The sequence below is a fragment of the Streptomyces sp. NPDC002680 genome (assembly GCF_042889145.1).
Lineage (GTDB): Bacteria > Actinomycetota > Actinomycetes > Streptomycetales > Streptomycetaceae > Streptomyces > Streptomyces adonidis.
This window is the reverse complement of sequence record NZ_JBIAQP010000007.1, coordinates 477595-491458: the sequence shown is the minus strand read 5'-3', so window position 1 is coordinate 491458 and position 13864 is coordinate 477595. Positions and strand designations below refer to the sequence as shown.

Sequence of the window (13864 nt, the reverse complement as noted above, 5' to 3'; positions counted from 1 at the left end):
GCCCCCAGACCCCCGCTGTCGGCCTGAACGGCCTCGTCCTCAAACGCCGGACGGGCTGGATAGTCAGCCCGTCCGGCGTTTGAGGACAAAGGGGGTCTGGGGGCGCAGCCCCCAGGGATGGGAATGGGTAGGGGCGGCGGGGGCGAGAAACTGCGTTTCGCCGGACGCCTACGACCCGCTCGCGTTGGAGCGCCCGAAGAACTCGATCTCCGCGATGGCCACCTGCTTCTCGGCGGACGCCGCATGCGCCGAGCGGAGTACGAACCGCACCGCACTCACCGACCCGACACGAAACGCCCGGCTCTGCGGCCCCGCGCCCTGGTCGAGCGTGAGGACACGCGTCGTCTTCGTCCCGTCGGCCATGGTGATCTCGGCATCGATCCGCTTCGGCAGCGCCGACTCGGTGATCGTCTCGGCCCGCGCCGAGACACCGGGAGTGATCATGACGTCCAGCAACCGGGTCGGCTCGGTGAAGCGCACCTCGATCCACTCCCCCTCACCCGACTGGGCGACCCCGGGACCCCACCAGGTGTTGCTCCGCTTGTCGAAGAGCAGTTCGGGCTTGTGGCCCGGGTAGGAACGCGAGGCGGTCACCTTGTCCGGGTCCACCGGCGCCCGCTTGGCAAAGTGGTCGCGTACGCCGTTCACCGCGTCGCCGACGTTCATGACCGCCACGATCACCAGAGTCAGCACCAGCGCACCGACCACCCAGTTCAGGACGCGCCCAAGCCCCCGACGCAGTCGCGGCCGGTCCCCCGCCCACGGCGTCTCACCGTTACGCAGGTCGAGCAGCCGACGCCACCACGGCCGCCGCAGAGCGGGCTGGTCGGGGCCATGGCCCGACATGGGCATGGCGCAGCGACCGCAGAAGTGCCGGTCGGGCATGTTCGGGGTGGCGCACCAGGGGCACGGCAGGCCCCCCTGTACGCCGGGATCCCGGCCCGGTGCACGGACCTGCGGCCGGTCGGCCACCGGAAGGCCGGGCAGCACCGGCGCGACGGACGGCTCCGGGGCGGCCCGGGGTTCGGGGTCGGACACCGGCACGAGGAGGGACCTGACGCGGGCCGCCGTATCGTCCGGAGCGCCCGGCGCGGGGGCTGGGTCCCCGGCGGGCACAGCAGGCGCAGCGGTCACAGCGGGCTGGGACAGGGTGTCGTCGTCGGCGCCCGCCGGAGCCTCCGGCCACTCGTCCGGGCCTTCGCCGAGCCGTTCATCCAGCCGCTCCGGCCGCTCGTCCGGGCGTTCACCGATCCGCTGATCCAGCCGTTCACCCAGCCGCTCCGGCCGCCCCTCCGTACGTTCACCGATCCGCTGGTCCAACCGTTCGTCCAGCCGTTCGTCCAGCCGCTCCAGGCGTTCGCCCAGCCGCTCCAGCCGTTCCTCCGACCGCTCCGGATCCTCCTCCATCCGGGCCGACCCCTGGCGGGCGAACGCGTCCCGACCGGGTGCGGGGGCCGTGGACGCCCCGCTGCTCACCGGCCGGGTCTCCTCGCGACGCGTACCCGCCGTACCCGCCGTACTCGCGGGCTCCCCCGCCGGAACGGGTACCGGATCGGCGCCGCCCCGGGGCGCGCTCTCCCGTTCCGACCAGCTCAGCACCGCCCCGCAGGCGTCGCAGAAGGACTGGCCGGGCTCCGCCCGTGTTCCGCATTCGGCGCAGCTCTGGCTGGTCATCTCTCCGGGGTCCTTTCGGCGGCGGTCACCTTGACCGTGTAGGGCATGTGGGCGGGTCGGGCCGCGGCCACGAGGCTGTCGAGCCGGTGTTCGTCCGCGGGTGTCGGGTCGGGCAGCCGCAGGGTGACCCGCAGATGGGGGCGAGGGTCGCCGGGGACGGGGCCGAGGGGGCGGGCGTGCCAGGTGGCGGCGCCGCTCTCGGTGATCTCCGGGGTCACGCCGAAGGCGAGCCGTACGGCCTCGGACAGGCCTCGGACGGTGCCGCGGATCCGGTGCAGATACGCGGCGGCGGCGACGGCCGCGCGCAGCCGGTCCTCCGGTTCGGTGCCGTCGATCTCGGCGCCGACCCAGCCGCCAAGCCAGGTGGTGAAGTCGAGCGGGGCGAGGGACGGCGTGAAGTAGGAGTCCATGCAGTCCAGGGCGTTGTGGATCGGGGCGATGACGTCGTCCAGGCCGCCGACGAAGCGTTGCGCCAGATCGTCGTCGGCGAAGACCGCCGGGAGCATCGCGCCGATGGGCGCCGAGGAGCCGAGTCCGTCGATCGAACCTCTCAACGGGTCCTCCCCGAGCCGCAGTTGGTGAGCCTCATGCGCCGTCCCCGATCACACGCACCCGGTGGTCGAAGGAGAACACCAGGGACGGCGGGGCGAGATCGATCCGGTTCGTCGCCTCGCCGCGCTTGCCGGTGAGCGGGTCGGCCGGGTGCAGCTGCACCTCGTCGACCAGCTCGACGCCGGGTACGCGTTGCAGGACCGCGAAGACCTCGCCGGACTGCACGGGACGTCCGAAGGGCCAGCCCTTGCCGTCGGTGCCGCCGGTGAGCGGGTCGAGGTGGCGGTAGAGGGCGTCGTGCGCCTGCCGCCGTACCCGGTCCGTGTCGACGCCTCGGAAGGCGTGCACCGTCGCGACCACCGTGACGCCCTGGTAGAAGGGCGGGCCCACCGCCAACCGCGTCCCGATCAGGCGTCGTTCGTCGAGGTGGCGGGTGATGCGCTGCAACAGGGCGTCGCCGGGCACCAGTTGCTCGAAGCGCAGACGTCCGCCGGGGTCCGGGACCGCCTGCGGCACGACCAACACCCGTACCGCATAGGCCCCGTGCTCGCTCTCCTCCCCCTCCAGGCAGGTGATGCGGGCGGTCTCCGGGGCGGCGCGGCGGGCCAGTTCCTCGTAGTCCCGGAGGGTGACCGCGCGTTCCTGGGCGCGCAGGGTGATCGGCGCCCGGACCTTCGCCTCCTCGACGGTCTCGCCGTCGACGCCACCCCGCGCGGCCTCCCGGTTGATCACCTCGGAGACGTACGGGATCGAGCTGCGCAGCACCTGTACGGCGCCCCGGGCGACGTTGCCCGCTCTGCCGCCGCCGGTGCGGTAACGGTGGGCGCGCAGGACCGCGCCCTTGGGCGGGACGGCTCCGTACTGGCGCAGGGTGCCGTCGGGTTCGCGGACGGCGGGGCCGAAGGCGATCTCGCCGGTCGCGGCGTCCAGGGTGAGATGGCGGTCGTCGGGGGCGGAGGCGGAGAAGTGCGGGACGACCTGCCAGTCCGTCCAGCCTTCCGGCCCTGCTGCGGACTGGAGGAGCAGGGGCGGGTCGTCGCCGACGACGGGCGCGTTGGCCAGGCGGAGGCGCTGTCCTGGCAGGCCTGTGGACTCGCCGAGGGCCTCGTCGTACACGGTGTCCGCGTGGATGGCGCGGGTGGTGCCGCCCATGGTGAAGGCCTCGGCGGACCGGATGGTCGGTGAAGTGGTGTAGAAGGGCTGGTTCTTGAGGGGTTCGGTGACCCGGCAGCGCAGCCAGCCGGCCTCCCGGCCGCCGGTGCGGGAGAGGGTGTGGCCGCCGGGGATGTGCAGGATGACCTCGCCGGGGCGGTTGAGGCCGCCGGTGCCGTCGCGGTCGACCTCGCAGGCCGCCCAGCCGTCCTCGGTCCACGCCTCCCACAGCAGCGGCGGCTGGCGCGGGTCGACGCCGACGCCGTCGACACGGCTGTCGAGGTCGAGGGCGATCGCGCAGTGCGGTACGGCCGCGCTGAGCCCGAACAGCATGCAGTCGCCGGGGCTCGGGGCCTCGGCGAAGCACAGCACGTCCTTGCCCTCGGTGAGGTCGGCGGTCCGGTCGGCGACGGGCACGCCGTTGTTCTGCACGACCAGGTGTCCCAATTCGCAGGGCACGATGGCGAGTTCGCGTTCCGTCGCGAAGACGACGGCCTCCTCGCTCTCGGTGCGGAGCGTGGCCGCCTCGGTGCCGGACGGCAGCAGCACGGTCTCCTCCTGGGGCGCCGACAGCCAGAAGGTCACGTCCGTGCGGGCCGCCGAGGGCGGGAAGAGGGTGATGCCGACGAGGTCGAGGAAGGCGAGGTGGTTCTTCTCCGGGACACGGTTGAGGCGGTAGACGATCTGGTCCGCCATGTGCGCGACCGTCTCCACGAGGGTGACTCCGGGGTCGGAGACGTTGTGGTCGGTCCACTCCGGGGCGCGCTGCTGGATGTAACGCTTGGCGTCGTCGACGAACTGCTGGAAGCGGCGGTCGTCGAGGTTCGGGGAAGGCAGGGCCATCGGTGATCAGCGGTCGCTTTCAAAGGAGTTGCCCAGATCGCCGGAGCCACCGGGGCCACCGGGGCCACCGGGGCCACCGGACGCGTCGGGCTCCTCGTGGGAGGGGATGACGTAGAAGGGGAAGACAAGGCTGCGCGGGTTGTTGGTGCCCCGGATCGAGTAGCGGACGTCGATGAACAGCACGCCCTGTTCGGCGCCGGCGGTCACCTCGACGTCGTCGACCTCGATGCGCGGCTCCCAGCGGTCGAGGCTGGAGTACACCTCGTGCTGGATCCGCCCGGCGGTGGCCTCGTTGACCGGCGCGAACACCAAGTCGTGGATGGCGCAGCCGAATTCGGGCCGCATCGGGCGTTCCCCGGGCGCGGTGGCGAGGACGAGCCGGATGGCCTCCTCGACCTCCCGCTCCCCGCTGACGAGGGCGATGCCCCCGGTGGGCCCGATGCGCAACGGGAACGCCCACCCGGAACCGACGAACTGCTCGGCCATCTCAGGCCCACCTGCCTTACGAGATCGGACCTACGGGATCGGGTACGGCTTGTTGTTGACCATCACCAGGCCGTTGAGCATGACGGAGACGGCCCGAATGCCCACATTGGCAACGGAGTTGATCTGGACGGTGCCGGCCGTACTGATGGTCGCGGCGCCGGCCGCCTTGAGGCTGAGGGCGCCGAGCGCGTCCACGTTGACCGCGCCGGCAAGCGACTTGAGACTGACGATGCCGCTGCCCTGAAGGTTGAGGATGCCGCCGCTCCTGATGTTGATGGCCCGGCGGGCGCTCAGCGTCAGATCGGTACCGGCCTCCACGGACACCGAGGTGCCGCCGCTGATGCTGACGGCTCCCTTGCTGTCCACGGTGATCTCGGTCTTGGTGCGGTCGAGGTTGATGGTCAGCCGGTCGTTGCCACTGGCGATGCGCACGCCCTGCTTGCGGGCGCCGGTCTGCTGGCTGAGCAGGTCGACCCGGTTGCCCTCCCGGTCGGACAGGGTGTGCCGGATGGCCTTCTTCTTGAGCGGGTCGTGCAGCCACACGTCCTTGACGACGGTCGGCTTGTCCCGCCCGTTGTAGAGCCCGCCGACGACGAAGGGATGGTCGAGTGCCCCTCGGTCGAAGGCGACCAGCACCTCGTCACCGACATCGAGCGGAAAGATCCCGCCCCCGCCCTTCCCGCCCAGTTGCACGACCCGCGTCCAGTCGCTCACGTACGCGTCGTCCAGCCACGGGAACTGAAGCTTCACCCGCCCTTGTTTCAAGGGGTCCTGTACGTCGGTGACCAGCGCGTTGGCCACGCCGGGCAGCCGGGGTGCGGTGGTCGCGGCGCCGCCGGAGGCGAGGCCGAACAGGGAGCGCCACTGGCGTCCGCTGACCGTCACCAGGGTCTCGTAGTGGTCGCCGTCGCCGAAGACGTGCCGTACGGAGGTGCAGGTGTACTTGCCCTCGAAGGGCTTGCCGACGTCGGCCAGGGTCACCGGAACCCCGGGGCGCAGTTTCGGATTCCCCCGCACGGTGACCTCCAACTCGGCGAAGGAGGAGGTGACGTCGTCGGCGAGGGCGCCGGCCGCGAACTTGACCTCGGACTGACGGTCGTAGGGCGTGTCCGTCTCGACGAGCACGCCCGCCTTGAAGGGCGCGGAGGCCTTCTTCGGGGTGGTGCCGATGCCGATGAGCGGGGTGGTGGCGGCGGGCGAGGTCGCGGTGAGCTTCTTCTTCGTCGTCACGTCCCAGCCGCGCGCCTCGACCTTGGCGATCTGGTCGGCGGAGGTGACGGCGGCCCGGCAGCGCAGGACGTCCGTACCGGCCTCCAGCACGAACGGGCTCTTCTCACCGGGGGTGCTGACCGGCGGCGCGCCCGACGCCGGGTCAGGCGTAAGAAACTGGAACTTCCCTTTTTCGTCAAGGGACATGACCATCTCGTTCTCGTCGGCGAGCCGCGCGAGGAAGTCCCAGTCGGTGATGTTGGCCTGACTGATGAACTCGTAGACGGTCTTGGTGGCCTGGATCCTCCCGACCTGAACTCCCGCCGTGGCGACGACCTTTCGGGCGATGTCGGAGGCGGTCTGGTTGCGGTAGGCGGCCACTCGGCGCTGCCGCATCAGCCGGTGCCCGGGGTCGTAGCCGCGGATCACGGTGAAGGTGCCGGTGCCGTCGTAGTCGGTCTCCATACCGGTGACCTCGCCCGTGATCAACGGGTCGGCGGCGCCCTTCCCGGCCGCAACGGGCGCCAGGACCACGGGAGTTCCGAAGTCGACGCCGAGCTTGCCGAGGACGAGGTGGTAGGGGTCGCGGAAGGTGAGCCGGAAGGCCCCGGGCACACCGGCGCCGAGGTCGACCCACCCACCGACGAGAAGAGAGGCGAGATCGTCGGGCAGTTTGGCGCCGCCGATCTTGACGCTCATGAGGCTGGAGAAGGCGATCTGGACCATCAGGCGCCCACCTCCTCGGCGGCCGGCAGGATCAGTTCGAGGCCGTTCGGCAGCCGGTTCGGGTCGTCGATGCCGTTCAGCTGGGCGATGGCCCGCCAGGCGCTCGCGTCCCCGTACTCCCGCCAGGCCAGCGACTGCAGCGAGTCCCCGGCGACGACCCGGTGCACGCGCTGCGCGGTGAGCGCGCCCGACGTCGGGTTCTGCCCCTTGGTCTGGCTGGGGATCTCGTGCAGATGCACCTGACAGGTCGCCCGGATGGGCACACCGGTCGTCCCGAAGAGGGTGTACGTCGCATCCACGGAACTGACGTACGCGGTGAACCGAGCGGTGGAGAACGACCCCCACTCGAACACGACCCAGGGCGTCGACGACTGATTCGCGGCGATGCTCTTCGCGGTCGTCTCACAGCAGGAGAACAGCGCCTCGACCTTCTTCAGCACGCTGTTGCTGCTCGGCTCGTCGGAGGAGTCGAGGAAGATCTCGACGGTCATCTCGCGCGGCAACGGCCCCAGGAACTCCGGCAGCGAACCGTCCCGGACGGCCGCGGTCGGAGTGGTCTTCCACTGAGCACGCCGGCTGAGGGAGAGTTGGGAGGGGTTGAAGTCGAAACTGAAGTTCTTGATGAGCCCGCCGGGTGTGGTGCTGTAGCCGATCGGCGGCTCGTGAATGGCCAACGTGGCCCGCACCAGGCTCTTCCCGGCACCCTTGCTTCCCTTTGCCATGTCTTTCGCCGCCCTTCTCAGTCCGTGAAGCCGTGGTGGGTGATCTCCAGGACCTCCGTGGCCACGCTCGGGTTGGCGGGGTCCAGGGAGGGGCCCTGCCAGCTCACGGGCAGTACGTCGATCAGCCCCCAGCGCGCCACCTCCGAACCGTCGGCGCGCAGCGCGGCGATCTGGGCGGTGGGCCGGGTAACTCCCGTGGTCACACTGGAGATCCAGGCGGCGACCTTGGAGGTGTCCGGCGTCAACGGCCGGGTCAGCCGGATGTTCGAGAACGTCACCCGCGACGGAAGCGCCCACACGAACCCGTTGTTGCCGCCCTCCTGGTGGTGCTCGATCTCCACCGCGGACGACAGGCCCTCGCACCCGTTGAAGTAACCGAGGCTCTCGCCGTCGATGGTGAGGGTGAAGAAGATCGTGGAGCCCGGGTCGGTATCGGTGGACATGGGGGCCTTTCAACGGGCTGGTCGTCGGCGGGAGTTGAGGGAGGTGGGTGTCAGTCAGTGACGGGGGTCGCGCAGCTTTCCGATGCGCTCACGATCGAGACGCAGTTCGGTACGGACCTTGCGGGTGACCCTGTCGATCAGCCGGTGGGTGAGTTCGTCGAGCTGGTGGTCGTCCAGGTCCTTCGCGTCGAAGGGGGGCGGGGGGTTGGGCTGCGCCTGGGGTTGGGTCTGGGACCGGGACTGGGTTCGGGCTGTGGGTGGCGGGGGCGGTGGCGGTGGCGGGGCTGTCTTGGGGGTGTTCCGGGGTGCGGCCATGCGCTGGATGCGGACGGCTGCGGGTACGGGGGTCGGTGCTGGCGCGCTGCTGGTGATCGGTGGGCGCGGCGGGGTCGGTGGAGTGGCGTGCGTTCGCTGTACGGGGGTACTGCTGCCGGCGGTGCCGTGCGCGACCGGGGGCGGCGGCAGGGGCACGGGGGCGTGTCCGACGGGGGTGGCGGTCGGGTGCCCGGGGGTGGATGCGGTGGTGGGCGCGGGGCGCCTCAGGGGTACGGCCTTGGGGGCGACGGGGAGAGTCTGCGGGGCTCCTGTCGCGACGGGGGACGGCACGGGGACCGTCGTGGTCAGGGGGTGGGCGGAGGAGAGGGCGCGCTGGATTCGGGGCGGGGCTGGGCGTACGGCGGCGGGGCGGGTGGGGGGTGCTGGGGGTACGGGATGCGCGGGGGCTTCGTTCGGGGTGGGGAGGGCTGACGTGGGGGCATTGTTGATGCCGGGTGCTTCAACTGCCTTGGGCGGTGCGGGGATCGAGGGTGCTGGAGGTGTGGTGACGGCACGCTGAACGGCCGCTCCGGGTACGGGCATCGGGGCCGGCGCAGGTGCATTGTTTGTGCCGGGTGCTTCAACTGGCTTGGCCGGTACGGGGATCGAGGGTGCCGGAGGTGTGGTGACGGCACGCTGAATTGGCGCTCCGGGTACGGGTATCGGGGTCGGTGTCGGTGTCTGTATCGGCACCGCGGGAACACCTGCGCTGGATCCGGGGATGCCGGGGGCCGTCGGTTGGGCACGCCTCGCCAAGGGGGTCGCGTCTGTGGGCGGTGCGGTGAGCGGTGCTCCCAGGGAGGTACGGCGGCGGGGCGCGGGCGATGCCGGGGTGGTGGGCGTGGGCTGGGGCGCGCTTCGGGGCTCGGCGGCGGGGGTTCGCTGGATCGGGGCGGCCAGTCCTGCCAGGGGCCTGGTCTGGGGGTGCGGTGCGGGGGTGAAGGTCGCCGCCGGGTTCGTGGGGGCGGTGGGGTGCGGTGTCTGCGTCTGGGCTGAAGCCGGGGGCGCGCTGCGGGTGCCGCTGGGCACGGCGACGCGCTGGGTGCTGGGTGCCGTGGGGTCTGTTGCCCGGGCGGCGGAAGTGCGCGCCGGAGAGGGTGAGTTGGCGGCTCGTGTGGTGCTGGCGGAGGGCGCGGGGGTGGCGGCCGGGATCGCAGGGGTGCTCGCCGACCCCGTCGAGGCGGCGGCTCGTTGCACAGGGGCCGAGTCAGGTGCCGCGGAGGGCCCAACCGGTCCCGGAGATAAGGCACTTGGGCTCGCCGACGCGGCGACGACGGGACGTGCCGGCGCGATGCCCCGCGCGACGGCAGGAGTCGTCGACGTTCCCGCAGGAGCGGATCCGGGGCTTGGCGGCACGGCAACCGGGCCTACCGGAGCGGCGGTTGGCCCCGCCGGACCGGCAGCCCTCTGCGCCACCGGCGGCGTAACCGGCACGGGCACCCGGGCGTTCGGCGCGGAGCCCTGGGATACGTCAACCGGCCTTTCGGCAGCGCGGGTCGACGTCTGTACAACGGCCGCGTTCGATACCGAGGAGGGCTCGGACGCCGGTCCCGACGAGGTCGCGGCGGAACGCCCCGCAGATGTGGTCGCCGACCCCGGAGAAACGGAACCGGACCCGGAACCGGAACCGGACGGCGTGGCAACAGGCCTTACCGGAACAGCAGTTGACCCCGCCGGAACAGCAGCCCTCTGCACCGCAGCCGGAGCATCGACCGGCCGCGCCGACACAGCAGCCGCCGCCCCAGACGCCCCGGGGGCCAACTGGACCGACGCGGCACCCGAACCCGGGGAAGCCGCAGTCGGACGTACAGGAGAAGCGGCCGCCGCCGAAGTGACATCCGGCGCGACCGAATCCACAGAGGTCGAGACGCCGGCCGAAGGCCCCGGGACGACACCCCGAGACACGGGAACGGCAACCGGAACCTCCGGAGCACCAGCACCCGTACCGCCCCCGGAACTCCCCATGGGCGCCCCCGCAGCCTGCTTCCTCGCCACCGGCAGGCTCCGCCGCTGTACCACCGGCGCACCGGAAACCCTGGTCAGCGGCACAGCACCGGCCACGGACGAGGACACGGCAACGGAGGAGACCCCGGAACCGGCCCTACCCGTACCCGCAGAAGACCCCCCATCGGCAACAGGCAGCGCCCCCGCCGAGACGGGCACCGCCCCGGCAGCCGGACGCCACTGGACAGCCGGCACAGCCCTCGCAACGGGCCGTTGCCCGACAACCGGCACCGCCGCCACAGCGGCAGCCGCTCCCGCGGCCGAGCCCGCGCCGGAGGACGCCCCCGCCCCCGAAGACGACGACCCGTCCCCCGAGCGCCCCACCACCGGTACAACCCGAGGCCCCGCCGCCCTGGCGACCACCCCCGGAAACATCACCCGCTGAACGGAGGCAGCACCCGCCGGCCCACCAACCGTCTGCTCCTCTGCCTCCGCCATCGCCAACGGCAGTGACAGTGAAGGCAGTTCAAGGCCCGTGCCCGGACCGCGCGACTCGACGAGCGCCCCCTTCACCAGGCCGCTCGGCGCGTCGTCGAGGACGGCGTGGGAGAGGGTTCCGGTGAAGGAGGGGTTCTGCCAGGTCGTGAGCCGGGCGGAGAAGCCGGGGTCGGCGACGCCTGTCCGGCCGACGGTGGTCGCGCGCTGTATCGGCGGCAGCGCGGACCACCCGGCCGACGGAACACGAGCCCCGGAACCGGACAGCACATCCCCGGCCCCGGGCTCGTTCCCGCCGTCAACTCCTCCCTCAGGGAGGGAACTTGCGGCTCCCCGACGACGTGACCTCAACCGCCCGACGATGCCCACGCCTCACCCCCCGCCCGCTGCGCGCGTGACCAGGGCCGCGATCTGGTCCGTGTAACGGCGCCGGTCGCGGTGTTCGAGGTCGAGGATCTCGTCCATGCTCCAGTGGAAGTGGTAGGCGACGTACGCGATCTCCTCGTACAGCCGGTCGGTCGCGTACGTCACGATTCCCCCAGGCGGCTCCCGCCGAGTTCGACCTCGAAGGGCTGCTCGCAGTGCGGGCAGGTGACCCCGGCGCGGGTGTGTCCCTCGGCGTTGATCTGCCGGTAGAAGTCCTGGAGGAAGGCGAGGTCGGAGGCGAACATGTTCTCCACCACGCCGTCGTGGACGAGTGGCAGCGAGCCGAGCCGGGTGATGACCCGGCCGAGCAGGACCACCGACAGATACGCCGGGTTCTCCTGGACGCGCATGTCCCGCAGGGGGATCAGCTCGTCCCGGGCCGTGGCCAGCCGCATCACACCGTCGCGATGCACCGTGCCGGCCTCGTCGACGTAGCCGCGCGGCAGCTCGAACTCGAACTCGGTGCGCAGCCGTTGGGGAGCGGCGGCCACCACCTGTTCGGCCGCCGGTGCCGCCTCCGCCCCGAGGGAGGCCGGACCGGAGTCGGCGAGCGCCACCCCGGCCGGCCTGGGTGCCGTACGACGCATTACTCGATGACCAGTTCTTCGAACGTGATCGTGACCGTCTCCTGCAGCGCGGACGCCTCGCCGGCCTTCACCGTGCTGGTGTCGATCTTGCTGCACCAGGCGTTGCGCATGTTGTAACGCTTGACCGGGTTGTTCTGGTAGTCCATCACCATGATCGTGGCGTTCTTGCGGGCCGTGCCCATCTGACCGGCGACCGACTCGGTGATCCACTGGTTGAAGGCCGAGGACTGGGTCATACCGCGGACGACCGTGCAGGTGCCCGCCTTCTTCACACCCGGCAGCTTCTTGGTGACGGGCTTGCCCTGGGCGGAGACCTGCTGGTACTCGATGACGTCCTGCTCGATGCTGAGGCCGCTGACCTCGGCGAGGTACTCGACCATCACGCCGTCGATCTGCAGGCCGAAATTGTGTGAGGTGAGGGCGTCACCCGGCTGAAGACTCATCTGGCTCTCTTGACTCTCTCAATTCTCGGTGTTTCAGGGGGACTTGACTGCTGGGCCAGGGACCGGCCTACTCCTCCAACTCCCCGCTGCCGCCCGAGAACTGGGCCAGCCGGAAGATCACGAACTCGGCGGGCTTGACCGGCGCGATGCCGATCTCGCAGACGACCCGGCCGAGGTCGACCGACTCCGGCGGGTTGGTCTCCTCGTCGCACTTGACGTAGTACGCCTCCTCCGGCCGCTGGCCGAAGAGTGCGCCACTGCGCCACTCGTTGACGAGGAACGCGGAGACGTTGCGCCGGATCCGGGCCCACAGCTGGTGGTCGTTCGGCTCGAAGACCACCCACTGGGTGCCGATCAGGATCGACTCCTCCAGGTAGTTGAAGTAGCGCCGCACGTTGAGGTAGCGCCAGGCCGGGTCGGAGGACATCGTGCGGGCACCCCAGACGCGGATGCCCCGGCCGGGGAAGGCGCGGATGCAGTTGACGCCGATGGGGTTGAGCAGGTCCTGCTCGCCCCGGGTGATCTGGATCTCCAGGTCCACCGCGCCGCGCACGACCTCGTTGGCGGGCGCCTTGTGCACACCGCGCTCGGAGTCGTTGCGGGCCCAGATGCCGGCGATGTGGCCGCTCGGCGGAATCATGCGGGCCTGGCCGGTGGCCGGGTCGAAGGCCTTGATCCAGGGGTAGTACAGGGCCGCGTACTTGGAGTCGTAGCCGGCCGTCTCCTGGCGCCAGACCCGGACCTGACGGGCGTTCAGACCGGGCGGCGGGTCGATGACCGCGACGCGGTCGCCCATCAGCTCGCAGTGGGCGATCAGCCCGAGTTGGACCGCCTTCACCGCCTCCAGGTCGATCGCGCCGCGCTGGTAGGCCGCCATCAGGTCGGGCACCGCGACCATCGAGATCTCGTCGACGGCCTCCAGGCCGCCGAAGCCGGTGCGGTCGGCGGAGTCGCCGAGGTACTCGGCGGGGCCGGCGTGCGCGCCCTCGTCCTCGGCCGCCGCCGGGACGACCGGGGCGGGGGCGGCCGGGGCGGCGAGCGCCACGGTCTGGTTGTCGGGACGGACGAGCTGCGCGGCGGGCGCCGACTCCTGCACGGTGATGAGCTTGGAGCGCTCCTTCACCTGTGTGACGACGTAGTTGCGGCCGCCCTTCTTGGCGGTCACGTCGAACGTCTCGACGGGCTTGTCCCCGTCCTTGACGATCAGCTTGAACCGCTCGGCGGGGCCCTCGCCCTCCGGGTCGGCGACCTCGACGCTCAGCGAGCCGCCCGCGATCGCGGTGACGCTGAAGGTGCCGAGCTGCTTCGGCTCACCGGCCGGCAGCGCGGCCCGATCGGCCGTGCCGGCAAGGGACTTGGCGGGCGTGGAGCCGCCCGTGGAGCCACCGGGCGCGCCCCCGACCCGGACGACGTACGCGGCCGAGCCGCCGTTGTTGAAGAAGCCGTAGACGCTGTGGGCGAGGTAGTAGCCGTCGGTGAAGTCACCGAAGGCAGCGACATACTGCGTCCAGTTGGTCACCAGCGTCGGCTCGTTCAGCGGGCCGGTCGGCGCGAGTCCGACAAAGGCCGCGACCGAGGTGCCCACTCCCTCGATCGGACGCGAGCCGCTGGCCACCTCCTCGACGTATACGCCGGGCGACAGGTAGGACGGCATGCTCTGCTCTCCTCGGGGTACGAGACAGGACGTCTGCCAGCTTCACGCGCGCGATCTGTGCACCGGAACGGCCTGCGGTACCTGGCACGGGGCAACTCCCTTGCCCGCAGGGGCAGTGCGCACTGTCCTCGGCGCCTGGATCCCGTCCGCTCTGCCCGTACGTTTGCCCCTGCGACTCTCGCGCCGACCCGCC

13 protein-coding genes are annotated in these 13864 nt (G+C 71.4%); 1 reads left to right on the top strand and 12 read right to left on the bottom strand.

Annotation, left to right across the window (positions count from 1 at the left end; all coding sequences use genetic code 11):
* Nucleotides 1–168 precede the first annotated feature (168 nt).
* The 8 genes from ACFYXF_RS21250 to ACFYXF_RS21215 are packed head-to-tail and all read right to left on the bottom strand — an operon-like array spanning nucleotide 169 to nucleotide 8413.
* Complete coding sequence (locus tag ACFYXF_RS21250) at nucleotides 169–1674, bottom strand: NADase-type glycan-binding domain-containing protein (RefSeq protein ID WP_389351193.1); 1506 nt, start codon at nucleotides 1672–1674, stop codon at nucleotides 169–171.
* Nucleotides 1671–2228, bottom strand: a complete 558-nt coding sequence (locus tag ACFYXF_RS21245; protein WP_235479588.1) for a phage tail protein — start codon at nucleotides 2226–2228, stop codon at nucleotides 1671–1673. Before ACFYXF_RS21245 ends, ACFYXF_RS21250 begins: the two co-directional genes overlap by 4 nt.
* 31 nt (nucleotides 2229–2259) lie before the next feature.
* Nucleotides 2260–4221: a putative baseplate assembly protein gene (locus ACFYXF_RS21240; RefSeq protein WP_389351191.1), complete on the bottom strand. Its 1962-nt coding sequence runs from the start codon at nucleotides 4219–4221 to the stop codon at nucleotides 2260–2262.
* Nucleotides 4222–4227: 6 nt separating this feature from the next.
* On the bottom strand, nucleotides 4228–4707 hold the full coding sequence (locus tag ACFYXF_RS21235) for a GPW/gp25 family protein (protein ID WP_389351189.1): 480 nt from the start codon (nucleotides 4705–4707) through the stop codon (nucleotides 4228–4230).
* Between the two features lie 30 nt (nucleotides 4708–4737).
* Entirely contained in the window at nucleotides 4738–6642 is a 1905-nt protein-coding gene (locus tag ACFYXF_RS21230) for a VgrG-related protein (RefSeq protein WP_389351187.1), read from the bottom strand.
* Entirely contained in the window at nucleotides 6642–7364 is a 723-nt protein-coding gene (locus ACFYXF_RS21225) for a LysM peptidoglycan-binding domain-containing protein (RefSeq protein ID WP_369030765.1), read from the bottom strand. The genes ACFYXF_RS21230 and ACFYXF_RS21225 overlap by 1 nt, the downstream gene beginning before the upstream one ends.
* Nucleotides 7365–7381: 17 nt before the next feature.
* Nucleotides 7382–7807: a phage tail protein gene (locus tag ACFYXF_RS21220; protein WP_235479583.1), complete on the bottom strand. Its 426-nt coding sequence runs from the start codon at nucleotides 7805–7807 to the stop codon at nucleotides 7382–7384.
* Nucleotides 7808–7861: 54 nt separating this feature from the next.
* Nucleotides 7862–8413 (bottom strand): extensin, encoded by a 552-nt coding sequence (locus tag ACFYXF_RS21215; protein ID WP_389351185.1) that lies wholly within the window; start codon nucleotides 8411–8413, stop codon nucleotides 7862–7864.
* Between the two features lie 430 nt (nucleotides 8414–8843).
* Between ACFYXF_RS21215 and ACFYXF_RS21210 the strand changes: the two genes are divergently transcribed.
* Complete coding sequence (locus tag ACFYXF_RS21210; RefSeq protein ID WP_389351184.1) at nucleotides 8844–10511, top strand: hypothetical protein; 1668 nt, start codon at nucleotides 8844–8846, stop codon at nucleotides 10509–10511.
* 422 nt (nucleotides 10512–10933) lie between these two features.
* On the opposite strand, the gene ACFYXF_RS21205 is transcribed toward ACFYXF_RS21210, so the two are convergent.
* The 4 genes from ACFYXF_RS21205 to ACFYXF_RS21190 form a co-directional block, all read right to left on the bottom strand.
* Entirely contained in the window at nucleotides 10934–11092 is a 159-nt protein-coding gene (locus ACFYXF_RS21205; RefSeq protein ID WP_389351182.1) for a DUF6760 family protein, read from the bottom strand.
* Nucleotides 11089–11574, bottom strand: coding sequence for a hypothetical protein (locus ACFYXF_RS21200; RefSeq protein WP_389351180.1), 486 nt, complete (start codon nucleotides 11572–11574; stop codon nucleotides 11089–11091). The genes ACFYXF_RS21205 and ACFYXF_RS21200 overlap by 4 nt, the downstream gene beginning before the upstream one ends.
* Entirely contained in the window at nucleotides 11574–12017 is a 444-nt protein-coding gene (locus tag ACFYXF_RS21195; RefSeq protein ID WP_235479577.1) for a phage tail protein, read from the bottom strand. The genes ACFYXF_RS21200 and ACFYXF_RS21195 overlap by 1 nt, the downstream gene beginning before the upstream one ends.
* A 67-nt stretch (nucleotides 12018–12084) precedes the next feature.
* Nucleotides 12085–13671, bottom strand: coding sequence for a phage tail sheath subtilisin-like domain-containing protein (locus tag ACFYXF_RS21190; protein WP_389351177.1), 1587 nt, complete (start codon nucleotides 13669–13671; stop codon nucleotides 12085–12087).
* Nucleotides 13672–13864 lie beyond the last annotated feature (193 nt).